Annotated in this window: 18 protein-coding genes; 3 read left to right on the forward strand and 15 right to left on the reverse strand. The window is 43.7% G+C overall.

Going from position 1 to position 17,852, the window contains the following annotated elements; all coding sequences use genetic code 11:
* Positions 1–96: 96 nt before the first annotated feature.
* The 4 genes from AACW75_RS24020 to AACW75_RS24035 form a co-directional block, all read right to left on the reverse strand.
* Positions 97–585, reverse strand: a complete 489-nt coding sequence (locus AACW75_RS24020) for a DUF2489 domain-containing protein (RefSeq protein WP_017075488.1) — start codon at positions 583–585, stop codon at positions 97–99.
* A 6-nt stretch (positions 586–591) separates the two neighbouring features.
* Positions 592–1,152: a Der GTPase-activating protein YihI gene (gene yihI / locus AACW75_RS24025; RefSeq protein ID WP_017075489.1), complete on the reverse strand. Its 561-nt coding sequence runs from the start codon at positions 1,150–1,152 to the stop codon at positions 592–594.
* Positions 1,152–1,790: a class I SAM-dependent methyltransferase gene (locus AACW75_RS24030; RefSeq protein WP_017075490.1), complete on the reverse strand. Its 639-nt coding sequence runs from the start codon at positions 1,788–1,790 to the stop codon at positions 1,152–1,154. Before AACW75_RS24030 ends, yihI begins: the two co-directional genes overlap by 1 nt.
* Before the next feature lie 557 nt (positions 1,791–2,347).
* The gene (locus tag AACW75_RS24035; protein ID WP_017075491.1) at positions 2,348–2,965 is read right to left on the reverse strand and encodes a c-type cytochrome; all 618 of its coding nucleotides are present in this window, start codon (positions 2,963–2,965) and stop codon (positions 2,348–2,350) included.
* A 148-nt stretch (positions 2,966–3,113) separates the two neighbouring features.
* On the opposite strand from AACW75_RS24035, the gene yihA reads away from it, so the two are divergent.
* Together yihA and AACW75_RS24045 are read left to right on the forward strand one after the other, a co-directional pair.
* Positions 3,114–3,773, forward strand: coding sequence for a ribosome biogenesis GTP-binding protein YihA/YsxC (yihA, locus tag AACW75_RS24040; protein WP_145570069.1), 660 nt, complete (start codon positions 3,114–3,116; stop codon positions 3,771–3,773).
* 220 nt (positions 3,774–3,993) lie between these two features.
* A complete protein-coding gene (locus AACW75_RS24045; RefSeq protein ID WP_145570068.1) occupies positions 3,994–4,599 on the forward strand; it encodes a GTP-binding protein in 606 nt (201 codons plus the stop codon).
* Between the two features lie 265 nt (positions 4,600–4,864).
* On the opposite strand, the gene AACW75_RS26615 is transcribed toward AACW75_RS24045, so the two are convergent.
* From AACW75_RS26615 to hemB, 4 genes are all read right to left on the reverse strand, one after another.
* The gene (locus tag AACW75_RS26615) at positions 4,865–4,912 is read right to left on the reverse strand and encodes a hypothetical protein (protein WP_438356636.1); all 48 of its coding nucleotides are present in this window, start codon (positions 4,910–4,912) and stop codon (positions 4,865–4,867) included.
* Between the two features lie 193 nt (positions 4,913–5,105).
* Entirely contained in the window at positions 5,106–7,907 is a 2,802-nt protein-coding gene (gene polA, locus AACW75_RS24050; protein WP_102553923.1) for a DNA polymerase I, read from the reverse strand.
* Positions 7,908–8,585: 678 nt separating this feature from the next.
* Entirely contained in the window at positions 8,586–9,020 is a 435-nt protein-coding gene (locus AACW75_RS24055) for an acetyltransferase (protein WP_017075495.1), read from the reverse strand.
* A gap of 79 nt (positions 9,021–9,099) precedes the next feature.
* Positions 9,100–10,143: a porphobilinogen synthase gene (hemB, locus tag AACW75_RS24060; RefSeq protein ID WP_017075496.1), complete on the reverse strand. Its 1,044-nt coding sequence runs from the start codon at positions 10,141–10,143 to the stop codon at positions 9,100–9,102.
* Positions 10,144–10,350: 207 nt separating this feature from the next.
* Here hemB and AACW75_RS24065 point away from each other — a divergent pair, with 207 nt between their 5' ends.
* On the forward strand, positions 10,351–11,112 hold the full coding sequence (locus AACW75_RS24065; protein ID WP_135455823.1) for a TatD family hydrolase: 762 nt from the start codon (positions 10,351–10,353) through the stop codon (positions 11,110–11,112).
* 319 nt (positions 11,113–11,431) lie between these two features.
* On the opposite strand, the gene tatC is transcribed toward AACW75_RS24065, so the two are convergent.
* The 7 genes from tatC to rmuC all read right to left on the reverse strand — a co-directional run bounded on the left by tatC (position 11,432) and on the right by rmuC (position 17,737).
* Positions 11,432–12,187, reverse strand: coding sequence for a twin-arginine translocase subunit TatC (gene tatC, locus AACW75_RS24070; protein WP_017075498.1), 756 nt, complete (start codon positions 12,185–12,187; stop codon positions 11,432–11,434).
* 116 nt (positions 12,188–12,303) lie between these two features.
* Positions 12,304–12,711, reverse strand: a complete 408-nt coding sequence (gene tatB / locus AACW75_RS24075) for a Sec-independent protein translocase protein TatB (protein ID WP_017075499.1) — start codon at positions 12,709–12,711, stop codon at positions 12,304–12,306.
* 3 nt (positions 12,712–12,714) lie between these two features.
* Positions 12,715–12,969, reverse strand: coding sequence for a Sec-independent protein translocase subunit TatA (gene tatA, locus AACW75_RS24080; protein WP_004735565.1), 255 nt, complete (start codon positions 12,967–12,969; stop codon positions 12,715–12,717).
* A 55-nt stretch (positions 12,970–13,024) separates the two neighbouring features.
* Entirely contained in the window at positions 13,025–14,659 is a 1,635-nt protein-coding gene (ubiB, locus tag AACW75_RS24085) for a ubiquinone biosynthesis regulatory protein kinase UbiB (RefSeq protein WP_145570067.1), read from the reverse strand.
* Entirely contained in the window at positions 14,656–15,261 is a 606-nt protein-coding gene (locus AACW75_RS24090; protein ID WP_017075501.1) for a ubiquinone biosynthesis accessory factor UbiJ, read from the reverse strand. The genes ubiB and AACW75_RS24090 overlap by 4 nt, the downstream gene beginning before the upstream one ends.
* 98 nt (positions 15,262–15,359) lie before the next feature.
* Positions 15,360–16,139, reverse strand: coding sequence for a bifunctional demethylmenaquinone methyltransferase/2-methoxy-6-polyprenyl-1,4-benzoquinol methylase UbiE (gene ubiE / locus AACW75_RS24095; protein ID WP_026012235.1), 780 nt, complete (start codon positions 16,137–16,139; stop codon positions 15,360–15,362).
* 65 nt (positions 16,140–16,204) lie between these two features.
* Positions 16,205–17,737, reverse strand: coding sequence for a DNA recombination protein RmuC (gene rmuC / locus AACW75_RS24100; protein WP_145570066.1), 1,533 nt, complete (start codon positions 17,735–17,737; stop codon positions 16,205–16,207).
* Between the last annotated feature and the right edge of the window lie 115 nt (positions 17,738–17,852).

The raw sequence follows: 17,852 nt of genomic DNA on the forward strand, positions 1-17,852 counted from the left end.
TAAAAACAGTACACCTTAAAGACGGTAAATCTTAAAGCGATATGTTTAAAAACACCGTGTGTTAAACAAGCCTCTATTATCTAAAAGTCTCAGTGATTAGATCATCTGAATGTTGATTTGGTTGTTGAGAGGTTTAACCTTCTCCTGCAACCGTTTCAAATCTTCGATAACCGAATCATTCAAGCGAGTCTCTGCCTTATGGCGTGTGAGATTCTGCTGCATGCGTTCTTTCTTCGTCAGTTCTTGCCTTGCATCTCCGCGAGCCATATCTTTTACGATATGGTACAGCTCGGAAAGAGCAGGGTATTCAGAATCAAAATCGACACGCTCATCACCCTGAACATTATCCATAATGATACACACTCGGATACTGATCTCAGGTAAGTCACACTGCCCTTGAATGCCCGCTAGACACAAGGTATTTACGTTTTCGTAAATCGTTGCGTTGCGCTTTTCAATAGCAAGTGCTTGATGCTGCTTTTGCAACTCCGTCTGCTTCTTCACTTGAAGTAGAAGGTAACCTGCATAAGAGCCCAAGCCGAGAATGATAATTCCGCCAGCAATTGCTAATAAGGTTACATTCATTGGCTCTTAACCTTTAAAGCTGTCTAAATCGAAGTCTTCGAACTGAGATAGCAAGTCTTCATCAGAGCTTGCTTTCTTCTTCTTCGCTACAACAGGAGCTTCTTCGAAGATCTCTTCTTCATCGTCTTCTGGCTCTAGCAGACCCAAGCGGCCCATTAGGTGTTCGATACGATCAAGTTTTTCATCAACAAACTTCTGTAGACCTGCACCTAGGTTTTCACCATTTTCGATACGATCTATTAGCGTGTTCAGTTGAGCATCATTCTCAAGCATCTCTAACTCTTGTTCGTTAGATAGCTTGCGCTCTTGTTTGGTCGATTTCTTCGCTGGTTCAACAATCAGCGGGATCTTTTTCTTGCTGCCTAAACGAGGGTCGCGAGCTAGTGCAGCTTTACGCTGTTTTGCTTCGCTACCATCTGAGTGACGGCTGCCAGACTTAAGGCCTTTGCGCTTTTTAACACGCTTACGTTCACGACCTTCAACATCAGATTCACTACGGTTACGAGTAACGATAGGTTCAGGAGCGCCAAGTGCTCCCGGTTTTCTTGATTTCTTACTACGGCCCATTACTGCACTTTCCTCAGTAAAATTACATCATTTCCAAAAAATTCTAGTTCGAGCTTATCCCGCTCTGCCAAAAACTGGAATGTTTGACGACTAAAGAAGACAACATGAGTCGGGTCATTCTTGTAGTGCCAACCAGCAAACGCGTCTACGTCTATTACTAGCTTAGTCATAAGACCAATCCAGCCCTTGGGTTTAACTAAATTCAACCATTGCTGCCACACTTTGTCTGGGTGATAAAGATGCTCTATCACCTCCGTGGCAGTCATAAAGTCATACGTTCTTTCCAACACAGAAGTATCTGGGTGGTAATAGATATCGTACAACTCCATGGTGTGTCCGGCTTCTTCTAACATAATAGATAGCGTAGGGCCTGGGCCACAACCAAAATCCAACCCTTGTGAGCTAGATGAAATTTTGTCTGTTAGTGGATCTGCGATGCGAGATAAAAAACGGCGATAGCCTGCATCACTAGGATCGTTCTCATGGAGATCATAGTGCGCTTTCTCTTCTTTTGCTTCTAACCTTTGTTCAGGTTTAACAAATACCAGTTCACATTGCTGACACTGCAGATAGGCTCTGCGTTTGTCTTCAAAATAGTGATTCACGCCTTGGTGATGGCATAAGGGACAAGTATACATAGCACATCCTTAAACAGGGATGCGAAACATACCAGAAACTGAGTTTATAGTGGAGGGGTATTGGGTGTTTTTTCATCAAATCAATAAAAAAAGCGATAGGAAAACCTATCGCTCTCTAAATCTGCCTATATCGGCCAAAATTTGCATACTCAACTTGGTACACAAATCTCCATTTGTTATTGGTGCTTTCCATGCCAAATTTATTTGTTGTTCATCGTCCTGATGAGTTTTGGCTATCCTTTTCTAACACCTTGTTGCTGGGCTGTCCTAGCCTGATCCATTTCTGTCTATACCGTTAGACTAGATGACCATCCATATCTAAGTCAGCTCCTAGCTGATGGCCGATACTTTACCCGGTTACAAAAAGACTACAAGAGTTCAAGCTCACACTTTTGTACACAAATCGATCACACATAGATAAATTAGACATCAGAACAAAACATATTAATAAAACCAATACAAAAGAAAACGCCCCGATCATTTCTGATCGGGGCGTCTCTTCAATCTCGCTCGAACGTACATTTCATTGCTCTGGCTAAGAACAAGAAACCGACATATTAGTGTAAACCACCAACGTACTTCGATAAGGTATCAATATCTGCGTCTGTTAACTTTTTAGCTACATCACGCATCATCGCATTCATGTCGTTATTACGACTACCATCGCGGAATTTCTCAAGTTGAGCCTTGATGTAATCTGCGTGTTGGCCTGAAATTTTAGGGAAACCAGAAAGCTCGGTACCGTTACCACGTGGGCCATGACAAGCAGTACATGCTGTTACGCCACGCTCTGCATCACCCGCTGTGTAAAGAACCTTACCTTCATCTACAACATTTTCAGGAGTAGAGTTACTAGAGATAGGTAGAGAGGCGTAGTATGCCGCTAGATCAGCCATATCTTCTTCAGATAAAGACATCGCCATCGCACCCATTACAGGTTCATTACGACCTTGCTTACCACCACTAGTCATACCGAGTTTAAGCTCTTTTAACTGCTTATCTAGGTACTTCTCATGTTGACCAGCCAGTTTAGGGTACTGCGTGATCAGACTGTTGCCGTCAGCACCGTGGCAGGCAACACATGTTTGTGATTTGGCTTTACCAGCTTCAATACTACCTTGAGCCCATACTGAGCAGCTGGCTAAAAGACTCAAAATTAGCGCTAATTTCTTCATGACATTCCATTATAATTATCAAGCTTCCAGTACCACTCTATGTTGCCACTCATGGTACAATAGGCGACCTTATGCCGAGCACGGTTATTTTACACAAATTCACAAAAAAGTAATCAATCGACTACACAAAGTCGAGATGGAGTTAACAGTGAGCGTAAAAATTCATTATCAAAACACGCATTTCATTACCAGTGCACCTGATATTCGTCATTTACCAGAAGACGAAGGGATCGAAATTGCGTTTGCAGGACGCTCCAATGCTGGTAAATCTAGCGCGCTAAATCGCGTTACAAACCAAAAAGGCTTGGCGAAAACCAGTAAAACACCAGGTCGAACTCAGCTAATTAACCTATTTAAGGTAACGGACGGTTGTCATATCGTCGATTTACCTGGATATGGCTTTGCTCAAGTCCCTCTTGAGCTGAAGAAAAAATGGCAGAAGTCGCTAGGTGAATACCTACAGCGACGCGAAAGCTTGAAAGGTTTAGTGGTATTGATGGATATCCGTCACCCAATGAAAGACCTTGACCAACAAATGATCTACTGGGCTATCGATAGCCGCATCCCAGTGCAAGTTTTGTTAACAAAAGCAGACAAACTGAAAAGTGGCGCTCGTAAAGCGCAACTACTGAAAATCCGTAACGATGCAAAATCTTTCGGTGGCGATGTCGCGGTTGATGTCTTCTCTTCAATGAAAGGCATCGGCGTTGATCAACTGCGTGCCAAGATGGATGAGTGGTTTGCCCCAGCTTTTGCTGATCAGATCATTGATGAGCTAGCGGACGAAGAACAAAACGACGCAGAGTAGTTCTTCTATCTATATCGTTATAGGTTAAAGCGCTGCCAACAAGCGATTTAGCCTTATCAATACCCCGCCTTATATAGGTGGGGTATTTTTTTGCCCACAAATTAGTGAGTTAAACCTAAATCTTGAGAATTAAAGACAATATTAATCAGTTAGAAACGAGAGAAGTGAACCATACTAAAAGACACATCTAAATAAACAGAACAATGAGAAAGGAATGCTCATGTGGAAAAAACCCTTGGCGACCATCGCGCTTATATTGATCTCATTTTCCGGTGTAGCATCTGAATCGGAACAACCCAAGACCGAGGCCGCTCTGGTCAATGTTGATATGACCTTAGATCTCGACGGCATGGAGAAGTACGCTCAGGAGGCAAGTGAATCTCTCGAGGCGATATCACAATCGTTGCAAGCTATCGTCAACAACCCCAATCTCAGCGATGATCAGCAGCAAGCATTGAATCAAACCGTTGAGAGCATTAATAAGCTCGCTAGTTCAACCAAAACATCCCTCAACCAACTGCCGCAAGCCTTAGACAATTCTCGAATCGCCTTTAAGAAAACCAGTCAATTGCTGCTAGATGACATACAAACCAAAATCATTATTGCGTTGGCAGCCGTTATCGCCGTCATTATTATCGCTCTGACCGCTATCTACCTACTTATCTTAAAGCCTATGCAGCAAACGTTGGTGAAAGCGACCCACAATATCTCTTCTATGGCGCAATCCATCCAAATCACCGCCGAAGCTCTGAAATTCAGTACTGAGAAACAACAAGAAATTATGAGCCACATTGAACATTCACCACCTCAATGCACTGATAAATAAGGCGCGAGCTATCAATCCTTTTTAGGCAACTTGTAAAATAAAAGTTATTTCAACCGATAAAACAATCAACTTTCGGATGAATTAAAATTACCAATTGCTGATTGAATTCCAGATTTAGGAAAAATTACGTAATTGAGGGGGATTTTGAACGATGTAAGAAAAGGCTCTAAAAACAAGCGGAACAATAGGAGAATTATAGGTTGGAAATATTTTTCTTTCGCACAAGAAAAAACGCCCCAGTCAAATACTGACTGGGGCGGCTGAATCAGCCTAATCCAATAACGTGAAACAAAAGGTCTGAAAGATAGAACATCTTACCTCTGTACCCTACAAGATTTAATGTACAACAATTACTCAGAAATGAAAACCATTTTTGTAATTTTTTTTCATGAATGTTTTATTAAAACACGCAAATAAATTTTCCGGCTCAACTTTATTTTAGACAAAAAAAAGCCAGTGTTTGTGCACTGGCTCATACTAATTTACTCAATAAGGTCAAAAACTGATTAGTGGGCTTGATCCCAGTTGTCACCGTGGCCAGCTTCCGCGACTAATGGTACTGCTAGATCAGCCGCTGACTCCATCAATTGTTGTACTTTACTTTCAATTTCGGCTAAAGATGACTCTTGGACTTCAAATACCAATTCATCGTGTACTTGCATCAATAACTTCACACGACCATCACCTTCCGCTCGAATCCACTCATCAACCAACAACATCGCTTTCTTGATAATGTCAGCCGCTGTACCTTGCATTGGCGCATTGATCGCCGCACGTTCAGCTGCTTTACGACGCATGCCATTACGAGATTGAATCTCTGGTAAATGTAGACGACGACCGTAAATGGTTTCAACAAAGCCTTGCTCTGAAGCTGTGCTACGTGTGTCTTCCATATACTGCATCACGCCAGGGTAGCGTTCAAAGTAAGTGTCCATATAATGTTGTGCTTCACCACGAGGAATACCAAGCTGCTTAGCCAAGCCGAACGCACTCATGCCATAGATAAGACCAAAGTTAACCGCTTTCGCACGACGACGTTGTTCAGTAGTTACCTGATCAATATCAACACCGATAATCTCAGCAGCAGTTGCTGCGTGAATATCTTTACCTTGTTGGAACGCTTCCAGTAACGCTTTGTCACCCGATAGGTGCGCCATGATACGCAATTCAATTTGCGAGTAATCGACTGCGAGAATCTTCCAACCGTGTTGTGCAACGAATGCTTGGCGGATACGACGACCTTCTTCATTACGAATTGGGATGTTTTGTAGGTTTGGATCGGTCGAAGACAAACGGCCCGTCGCGGTCACTGCTTGATGGTAAGACGTATGAACACGACCCGTTTCTGCATTGATCATCTTAGGCAGCTTATCTGTATAAGTAGACTTCAGTTTTGCTAGGCCACGATACTCAATGATCAACTTAGGTAGAGGGTAATCAAGAGCCAACTCTTGCAACACTTCTTCGTTGGTTGAAGCTGCTCCTGATGGTGTTTTCTTGATAACCGGTAAGCCCATTTTTTCAAACAAGATAGCTTGCAGCTGCTTAGGAGAGTTCATGTTGAACTCTTGCTCTGCAATTTCGTAGGCTTTCTGCTCTAGTTCATCAAGGCGAACTGCAATCTCTTGCGATTGTGCGCCTAACAGCATGTCATCAATGAATACACCCGTGCGCTCAATACGAGACATCACAGGGATCAGTGGGACTTCAATTTCTTCATAGATCGCTTTTAGCTTTTCATCTTGATCAAGATTTTCCATTAAGCGGTTATGAAGACGTAATGTCACATCCGCATCTTCCGCGGCATACGGAGAGGCTTCACCCAGTTCAATTTGGTTGAAAGTAAGCTGTTTCTTACCTTTACCGGCAATTTGTTCGAATGAGATGCAGCTGTGTTGTAGGAAACGCAGTGCCAAGCTATCCATATCATGTTTACCACCAACGCTATTGAAAACGTAAGAAGCCAGCATAGTATCGTGTTTGATGCCCTTCATATCGATACCGTAGCGCGCGAGCACACTCATATCGTACTTCAGGTTTTGACCCACTTTTGCTTGTGCGTCATCTTCTAGAATAGGTTTAAGCTGTTCAAGTACCCAATCACGATCCAACTGTTGTGGTGCGTCTAAGTAGTCATGGGCAACAGGTACGTAAGCGGCAACGCCTTCTTCGGTTGCGAATGACAGGCCGACAAGGTTAGCGACCATGTAATCTAGGCTGTCAGTTTCAGTATCAAAGGCAAACACTTCGGCTGCTTTGAGCTTCTCTAGCCATACATTGAATGATGCTTCATCCAAGATCGTCTCGTAGTGACTACGGTCTATCGTCACAGCAGAGGTGTTCATTTCTACGGTAGAGGTCGTTGTTGAAGTGCTACTGCGTACCGCACCAGCCGATCTTTCATCAGCTTCAACTACGCCACTGCCACCTTCAAGTAGCTCGTTCAGCCAAGATTTAAACACCAACTGACCATATAGCTTAATCAGCTCATCGATATTTGGTTGTGCTTTCACGAGAGACTCTGGCGTGTCTTCAAGCTCGACATCGAGCTTAATTGTCGCAAGCTGGTAAGACATATCAGCATTGTCTTTATTATCAGCCAGCTTCTTAGCCATGGTTTTCGAACCACGGAAACCAAGCGCCGCAATATCATCAAGATTTTGATACAACTTTTCGATACTACCGATACCTTGCAACAATGCTGTTGCGGTCTTATCACCAACACCTGGAATGCCCGGAATGTTATCCACTTTATCGCCCATCAGCGCGAGATAATCGATGATCAACTCTGGTGGGATACCAAACTTCTCGATAACACCTTCACGATCCATCACTACATTGGTCATTGTGTTGATCAAGGTAACGTTGTCATCAACCAACTGTGCCATGTCTTTATCACCAGTACTGATAAGCACAGGCATACCCATCGCAGAAGCTTGAGAAGCCAACGTACCAATCACGTCATCCGCTTCAACGCCAGGAATAGAGATAAGTGGCAAACCCATCGCACGAATAACATTGTGCAGTGGCTCTATCTGACAACGAAGATCGTCAGGCATTGGTGGGCGGTTTGCTTTGTACTCTGGGTACATGTCATCACGGAACGTCTTTCCTTTCGCATCAAAAATAACCGCAATACGATCAGAAGCAAATTGACGCATCATGCTGCGTAACATGTTAACCACACCGTAAACAGCGTTAGTAGGGATATCACCATTGCTCATGGTGCCCGGGTAGGCATGGAACGCGCGATATAGGTAAGAAGAGCCATCGATCAGAATCAATGGATTATCAGGAATACGAGCCATAATGTTTGTGTATCCAGTAAGTACAGAAATAATCTGTTAAGGATGCCACGTCTGTTGGTTGGATTCTACGTTGTCGATCTGTATCCGTTCACTCGATTGTGTTCGTAATAATCAATTTATAGTTATTTTGTGTTCTGAGGCACGCTCCATCTGTGGATAACTCTGTTTATATTATTTACCCACCCTGTTGAGAACTAAGTTAAACCTAACAAAAAACACAAATAAACCATTGTAAATAAAGAACAAAATTACAGATCGAACATATGATCAACGATCTTTTTAAGATCTTGCATTGTGGAAAAGAATACTGATGGCGTTTTATTCACTAAAAAACGTGCCACTAAATATGCATCTTGTTGAAATTGAGATATAAAAAAAGCGACACCCGAAGATGTCGCCTAGCAAAAACCGGTAAAGCCATTCAAATTGAATACCACAGCTTTACCTAAAAGCTATAAATTACACTGGAAGCAATGTGAGCAATGTCGTGTCAAAAAGAACTTAGTACAAGTTCGCGAGAATTCTGTTGGGTAACCAAGTTGATACTTGAGTACTTAACATCCTTGTGAACATTTCCTCATTCCCTAAGACGAAGTTAATAATAATGATTCTCATTTAATAGTCAACACTTAAATGATAATAAATCTCATTTAATTTCTAGTTCGATAATTACCGTGCTCAAATTTTCTTCAAAAAGTGAATTCTATGGTCATTAATGTCTTCTTTTTCTTCTAATTTTTCGATTAGGTAACCATTTCTCAATAACAAACGCAGCATCGCAGGAAACTGATTGCGAGATTTCACTTTCAGTTGTTGGTAGCCCTGTTGCTTCACCCACAGTTCTTGAACATCAAGTTGCGCTTGCGCCACACCCTTGTTTCTCGCCAATGATGAAACACCACCAAACCAACTATAAAATGTGTTTTCATCCAATTCATAACCAATCTTAAAACCAAGTAACACGCCCGCTTCTTCAGCAACGAGGATCAGGCTTGTTTTACCTGCTAATCGCTCCGATAAAGACGCTACACTCTCTTTTTTGGCAAACTCGGTAATCTGTTCAACAACAGAAACTGCCTCTTCTAATGAGCCTTCACGCACGATTACAGACATACTTGTTCTTCCTCATAAACAAAAGGGCTGACACAATGGCCAACCCTTTTACTGATTCATCGAATTGAACTCTAAATCATTACTTTTCTTTTAAGTGTTCTGCTGTTTGTGCATTGTCTTCTGCAAGCCACTCGGCAACATCTTTAGCAAAGTAAGTAAGAATGCCATCGGCACCTGCACGCTTAAAGCACAATAATGATTCCATTACGGTTTCGCGCTCTTTCAGCCAGCCATTCTGGATCGCTGCTTTGTGCATCGCGTACTCGCCAGATACTTGGTAAGCAAACGTTGGAGCTTGCAGCTCGTGCTTAACACGACGAACAATATCAAGGTAAGGCATGCCTGGTTTCACCATTACCATGTCTGCACCTTCATTCAAATCCATTGCTACTTCGTGAATCGCTTCATCACTGTTCGCAGGATCCATCTGGTAGTTCTTCTTGTTACCACCTTTTAGGTTCGAAGCACTGCCAACAGCATCACGGAATGGGCCGTAGTAACACGATGCGTATTTCGCAGAGTACGCCATGATTTGAGTATGAATATAGCCAGCTTCTTCTAATGCTTCACGGATCTTACCAATACGACCATCCATCATATCTGATGGTGCAACGACATCAGCGCCCGCTTCAGCGTGTGATAATGCTTGCTTGATCAAGACTTCAGTCGTCTCGTCATTCATCACGTAACCATCTTCATCGATGATTCCGTCTTGGCCGTGTGTAGTGAACGGGTCCAGTGCTACGTCAGTAATCACACCCATATTTGGCACGTGTTCCTTGAGTAAGCGTACTGCTCGTTGTACCAAACCTTCAGAGTTATGAGCTTCAGCCGCGCATAAACTTTTAGCATCTTGGTTCACTACCGGAAACAGAGCAATCGCAGGAACACCCAATTTTGACAGGTAATCCGCTTCCTCAAGCATGAGATCGATAGACAGACGTTCAACACCTGGCATTGACTCTACAGGTTCACGACGCTCTTTACCCATAAGAATAAACATTGGGTAGATGAGATCATCCACAGACAATTGATTTTCTGCCATTAGGCGACGGCTAAAGTCGTGCTTACGCATACGGCGCATACGACGACCTGGAAATTGACCTTGAATTGAAACAGACACTAGATTCTCCTTGCCTAGTCTAAGCACCAAAATGCTCAGATATGAAAGTGCTAAATACAGGCAAAAGCATATCACTGATGGCTCAGGACGCTAACAGTAAAATATAAAACCCACTCAAAAACAGGGATAAATGGCAAAAAATGACCTTCTCCTCACACTGCCGTATACTCATGACAACTCAGAAAAGACTGCTTTCAGGACACAACGATGATCGACACCCACGCCCATATTTACGCGAGCGAATTCGATGAAGACCGCGAACAAGTCGTGCAACGCGCGCTTACTCAAGGTATTGATACGATTCTACTGCCTAACATCGATTTAGAATCTATCGAGCCAATGCTCGCGACGGAAGCTCAATTTCCGGAGGTATGTCGTTCAATGATGGGCTTACACCCTTGTTATGTGGATGCAAATATCGAACAGACCCTGAAAACCATTCGAGCTTGGTTCGATAAGCATGACTTTATCGCCGTGGGTGAGATAGGTATCGACCTGTACTGGGATAAAACCTTTAAAGCAGAACAAGAGATGGCGTTTGTGACTCAGCTGCAGTGGGCAAAAGAGCTTGATCTACCAGTGGTGATCCACACGCGAGATTCCATCGAAGAAACACTCACCCTACTTCGCAAAGAACAAGATGGAAGCTTACGCGGCGTATTCCACTGCTTTGGCAGCAGCTTAGAGGAAGCTCAAGCAATCAATGCGCTAGGTTTTCACTTGGGTTTAGGTGGCGTATCTACGTTCAAAAACTCAGGAATGGACAAAGTAATCCCTCATCTTGATATGAATTACGTCATTCTAGAGACAGATTGCCCGTATTTGGCACCCGCACCGAATCGAGGAAAACGCAATGAACCTGCTTACACTGAGTTAGTTGCGAAGCGAATTGCTGAATTACGCAATATTACAATAGATGAAGTCGATACTATAACCACAGCAAATGCCAAAGCCCTATTTGGCCTGTAACAATTTTATCAATAAATAAATTTAATGGTTTAGGGTAAATTTATTTGTTAAAATAAAGTGATATGTATACTATCAACCACCTGCATATGGGAGTAGTTGATATGTGTGATCACTCACAACACTTACAACGTCAACATCGAACTCTATGGCATAAGATCTTGGGTATCAAAGAGCTCTATATATGCCAAAACTGTGGCTATCAGTTAAAGATTCGATAAACAGACATAATAAAAAAGCGGCCCTAGGCCGCTTTTTTATTATGTGATTTTTTCTGAAGCACAAGCACTCTAACGATCATGCTATTGCAGCACTGCGCGAGTTAAGATTCAGCTTCTTCCTCTTCATCAGCATCTGGTTTTCGCACATAGAAACGCGCAAAGAACAGACCAATCTCAAACAGAATACACATTGGAATAGCCAACAGTGTTTGCGAGATCATATCGGGTGGCGTCAGCATCATACCAATGATGAAAGCGACAACAACGATGTATGGACGTTTTTCAGACAGTTGTTTCGGTGTCGTCGCGCCAGTCCAACATAGTAAGATAATCGCGACAGGCACTTCAAAAGCGATACCAAAAGCAAAGAATAGCGCGAGTACAAAATCAAGGTAACTCGATATGTCTGTTGCGAATTCTACTCCACCCAATGATATGGCAGTAAAAAAGCCAAAGACTAACGGGAATACAATGAAGTAGGCAAACGCCACACCACAGTAAAAAAGCAGTGAGCTTGATGCCAACAATGGCATGATCAAGCGCTTCTCATGCTTATATAAACCCGGCGCAACAAAAGCCCACACCTGATACAAAATAAACGGTACCGCGACAAAAATAGACGCGATTAAAGTTAACTTCAACGGTGTGAAAAATGGCGATGCAACATCCGTTGCGATCATCGTAGCCCCTTCCGGTAGACGATCTACCAAAGGTGCTGATACGAATTCATAAATATCATTAGCAAAATAAATTAGCCCAACAAACACAACCAGAACCGCAACAATCGCACGTAGTAAGCGATTACGGAGTTCTAGAAGGTGGCTAATTAAAGGCTGTGTCTGCTCAGTCGAAGACATGTCAAACCTCTTAAACAGGAAGATCGAAAAGGAGTCGCGTGCATACCTATGTACTTAAACATTTAGCTACTTAAACATCGAGCTACTTAAGTATCTGGCGACTCCTCCTAGCGAGACTATTCGGCTTTCTTATCTGACGGTGCTGAAGCTTCACTATTGACCTGAATGGTTTCAGATTCAACAGTTTCCGTGACACTAGGTTCAGTATCACTTGGCTTATCAGACTCAGGCTTGGCATACGGACGTTGAACTTGAGCAGCGGCCTGCTTAAGTTCATCAACTGATGCTTTTAGGTCTGGAGATAAATCTTCCATACCCATTTTTTCCGCCTTACGTAGGTTTTCTTGAAGTTCTTGTACCTTTAGCTCATGAGAAAGTTCATCTTTCACACTATTTGCCATGCTTTTCGCTTGTCCAACAAACTTGGAGACACTACGAATCGCAACGGGCAAACGCTCAGGTCCTAAAACCACTAACCCAACGACAGATATTAATACCAGTTCCCAAAAACCGATATCAAACACGATTTACGCCTGCTCTTTGTCTTTCTTTGTTTCAGCAGTTGTTTCAGCGCTAGCTTCTTTCTTCTGCTGTTCAATATTCTTTGGTTCAAAGTCTGCGTCTTTCTTATCTGCAGGCTTGTCTTCATCGCTCATCGCTTTTTTGAAGCCTTTAACCGCTGAACCTAAGTCACCACCCATGCCGCGCAGTTTCTTTGTTCCGAATAGCAAAATTACAATTACAGCAATGATTAGAAGTTGCCAAATACTGATACCACCCATTGTCATTGTCCTCGGGTCTGTCTACACATAAAAAAATATTAAGAGAGTCTACTGTCTAACGACGGTAAGCTCGCCAACTAAGCAACCAAAATGTGACACCTGCGATGCCACAGCCCATGGATAGCTGCTCATAAGGGCTTGAAACTAATATTGCGGAGCATACGACTAAAGTGGCTCCAACACCAAACAAAAACTTTCCTGTCGCTTGTTGGCGTTTAGTATCTCGGTAGCCTTGGTAAAGCTGATCCATTCTCTGGTTCATCGCTTTACCCTGGCGAAGGCTGTCATAAAGTAACTCTGGCAGCTCTGGCAGTTTCTCTGCCCAGAATGGCGCACGCTCTTTTACTGCATTGATCACAGCTTGCGGCCCCACCTGATTCATCATCCAGGTTTCAAGGAAAGGCTTCGCCGTTGCCCACAAATCAAGTTGCGGATACAGCTGACGGCCTAGGCCTTCGACATACAACAAGGTCTTCTGCAGAAGTACCAACTGAGGTTGAACCTCCATGTTGAAACGTCTTGCTGTATTAAATAAGTTTAGCAACACATGGCCAAATGAGATCTCGCCAAGTGGTTTTGCAAAAATTGGCTCACACACCATGCGAATCGCGAATTCGAAATCATTGACGTTGGTGTCGTGTGGCACCCATCCTGAATCGACATGTAGCTCTGCAACTTTACGATAATCTCGATTAAAGAAAGCCAGTAAATTCTCTGCTAGGTAGCGCTTATCTTCACTGTTTAGCGTGCCGACAATGCCACAATCTAAGCCAATCCACTGAGGGTTTTCTGGATTTTCAGGGTTAACGAATACGTTGCCTGGGTGCATGTCCGCATGGAAAAAGCTGTCTCGGAATACTTGGGTAAAGAATACCGTCACGCCACGTTCAGCCAGCAATTTCATGTTGGTTCCGTTAGCTTCCAATGTCGCGATATCCGATACTTGAATACCGTAGATTCGCTCTGACACCATCAAGCTTTCACTGCTTAAATCAGAAATAACCTCTGGAACGTATAGCTCTTCGCTGCCTTCAAAATTACGTCGTAGCTGAATGGCATTTGCCGCCTCACGGCGCAGGTCTAGTTCATCGATTAGCGTTTTTTCGTACTCATGAACGACTTCAACAGGTTTCAAACGACGTGCTTCAGGAAGAGACTTAGCGACTATACGCGCCATCCGGTGCATCAGTTTTAGATCTGCATCAATCACCGGGCGAATATCAGGCCGAATTACCTTCAGAACAATCTCGCGGCCGCTCTCCTTTAGCTTTGCAGTATGCACCTGAGCAATAGAAGCAGAAGCCAATGGCTCGATATCAAAGTCGGTAAACCAGTTATCTAGACTGCCACCCAGTGCCTTTTCCATGTCTTGCTTGGCCAGTTGACCATCAAATGGCGCCACTTGGTCTTGCAATAAAGCCAATTGATCAGCGATATGAGGAGGAAATAGGTCACGACGCGTTGACATCATTTGACCAAACTTGATCCACACAGGCCCTAACTCTTGCAAAGCGAGACGCAAGCGCTGACCCAATTCTTTATCTTGATGCTTGTTCTTGAGCCAAAACAGAGACTTTCTCGCCAACAATGGGGCTTTAGTCAAACGGTGCTCAGGCATCAATTCATCAAGGCCGTACTCTAACTGTACCTTGATAATATGATAAAGACGTTTCAGTTCTGTTGGGGTCATGCTTTCTCCAACAGAGCGTTCAATTTAGCTTCAAGGCGGGCAACTGAGCTTTTTATGTCATCAACCTGATCGCAAAAATGCACCACTTCTAGCGGAGCCGGTGCAATCTTCCACTCTTCAGTCAAAACCTGAGCAACATGGTTTTGATGCTTAGTTGCTTGCTTCGCCACAAGGCTACCGACGTTTTTAACGCCTTGTACCAAGGTGTGAGCAACCACATCGCCAGTCACACGTGACAACCACTCTTCCAAATCAGGCTTGCAGTCTGTCATTAGTTGAGCAAACTTCTGCGCCAGCTGAATATCACCTTCTAAAATCAACTTATCTTGCTTGATCAACTTAGTGATGTTCGATTGCTCACGCAATTCAGGCAGCACCGATAGGTTCAAAGATAGGTAACAATCCGGTTGCCCTTCATATTCCGACAACACATCAATCTGCTGGCTGAAAACGAAGGTGAGTGTTTTATTCAACTCTTTCAAATTAACTTGAATGATCTGCCCTTTTAAACGAGATAAACGACGAACCAACGTTGGATCATCGTTCACTAAAGTATTTAAAGAGGTTTCAATAACCGCGGTTACCAATGGATCAAATGGCATGACTGTCCTTACCTTTGAAAACGGATAAGCCTTAACCTATCCGTTCTATCTTTATTCTTATTTTCTAGCACACTCAACGAGCCTGCTACCAAGTTCGATTAGAACTTGTAACCTCGGTGCAGCGCAACAATGCCGCCCGTTAGGTTGAAGTATTTTGTATTTTCAAAACCCGCTTCTTGCATCATGCCTTCCAAAGTTTCTTGGTTCGGGTGCATGCGGATAGATTCTGCAAGGTAACGGTAGCTGTCTGCATCGTTAGCAATCAGCTCACCCATTTTTGGTAACAGGTGGAAAGAGTATGCGTCGTAAACCTTTGATAGTGGTTCAAGTACTGGCTTAGAAAACTCAAGAACCAACAGACGACCACCCGGCTTAAGTACGCGATACATTGAACGCAGTGCTTGGTCTTTATCGGTTACGTTACGCAGACAAAAGCTGATCGTAATGCAATCGAAGTAGTTGTCTGGGAAAGGCAACTCTTCAGCATTCGCTTGTACGTAATGTACATTGCCAACAATACCGCTATCACGCAGCTTATCGCGGCCAACATTCAGCATTGAGTTGTTAATATCAGCAAGAACCACGTGGCCTTTTTCGCCAACGATACGCGAGAATTTCGCAGTAAGGTCGCCAGTACCACCACCAAGGTCTAGGATACGTTGACCAGGGCGAACGCCACTGCAATCAATCGTGAATCGCTTCCACAAGCGGTGAACACCACCCGACATTAGATCATTCATGATGTCGTATTTAGCGGCTACAGAGTGAAATACCTCTGCTACTTTCGCGACTTTTTCGTCTTTTGCGACTGTTTCGAAACCAAAGTGTGTGGTTTCTGACTCTACTGCTGAATTTGTCTGCACGCTTGTGTCCATAATGCTGTTATCTACCATGGTAAGTTCTCGTCGACAGCGCACTCTGTATTTAAAGGCGCTGCGGCCGATTAGTTTACTTTATCCTCAGCGGGTTGTCTTTCTACTAAGGAGGCATTTTCTGAAAAAGCCTCATTTTGAGCCATTTCAGCTATCCCAATCGAGATCGACTTTTTCACTTCAACACCAAGGTGTTTGAAGCTTTCAGCTTGACGAATCACATTGCCACGCCCAGTCACTAGCTTATTCATTGCTCCTTGGTAGCTTTGGTTGGCTCTATCTAATGAGCTTCCGAGACCTTCCATATCATCAACGAACAGGCGTAATTTGTCGTAAAGCTTGCTCGCGCGTTCAGCGATAACTTGCGCGTTCTGGTTCTGTCGGTCATTACGCCACAGGTTATCAATGGTGCGCAGTGCCACCAGCAGGGTTGTAGGGCTGACCAAGATAATGTTTTGCTCCATCGCATCTTTGACTAAGCTAGGGTCGGCTTGAATCGCTACCTGAAACGCAGGTTCTACCGGAATAAACATCAACACATAATCAAGGCTCTGAATGCCTTTGAGCTGATGATAATCCTTCTGGCTCAAGCCTTTAATGTGCGCTCGCAATGAAGCCAAATGATCACGTAATGCAACATCACGTTGTTGATCAGTTTCAGCATTGAAGTAACGCTCAAACGCCACCAAGGCCATTTTTGAATCCACCACCACTTGCTTGTCTTGTGGCAAATGCACAATCACATCCGGTTGGTAACGCTTGCCTGCATCGTTTTGCAGGTTCACTTGAGTTTGGTATTCATGGCCTTCTCGCAGCCCTGATTCAGCGAGCACTCGCGCAAGTACTACCTCTCCCCAATTACCTTGCTGCTTGTTATCACCCTTTAGAGCTTGAGTCAGATTCACAGCTTCACGAGTCATACTCTCATTAAGACGCTGCAGGTTTTTAAGCTCATGCACCAAGGTATGACGCTCTTTGGCTTCTTGGCTAAAGCTGTCATTTACTTGCTTCTTGAAGCCCTCTAATTGCTCTTTCAGCGGAGACAACAAACCTTCCAAGCTCTGTTTGTTCTGCTGGTCAACCTTGGCAGTTTTGCTCTCAAATAGTTGATTTGCTAACAGTTCAAACTGTTGCTTCAATCGAAATTCCGCTTGTTCTAACAATTGCAGCTTTTCATTGTTGGCGAGGTTTTCTTGATCGTGTCTTGCTTCTTGTTCTCGGAGTTCAGCCTCTAACTCAGACTTATGTTCCTTAAGAACATTGATATCATCAGCGTACTGTTGGCGCTCTTGCTTGACCGCCTCAAAGTAGCGAAGCTTTTCCATCGCGGCCATCACCTTGCCATGCGCTTGCTTGAGCTCGAATGCTGCTTTGTCTCGATCATCGTCAAGCTCATTGAGCTCTTGTTGTGCCTCTGCGAGCGATGACTTGAGCTGCGCCTGTTGAGACTCATGCAACAAACGATCGGACTTAAGTTGCTGCTCCAGCAATCGCTGCTGAAAAGAGAGCTTCTGTTTAACCCACCAACCCACAACGCCACCGCTGACGAGCGCGCCAGAAATTGCAGCAATAAGCGTTGCTTGGTGTTCGATAATCCATTGCATGATAATGATTTAGCCTAATTGGAAATAACTCATTAAATGGTATTTTGATACTGGATAAATGTCCAGTTTGCCGTATTAAAATTCGACAGATAGACTAGGCGCTCCGTATTCTGCC

The sequence above is a fragment of the Vibrio sp. L3-7 genome, from assembly GCF_963898195.1.
Lineage (GTDB): Bacteria > Pseudomonadota > Gammaproteobacteria > Enterobacterales > Vibrionaceae > Vibrio > Vibrio echinoideorum.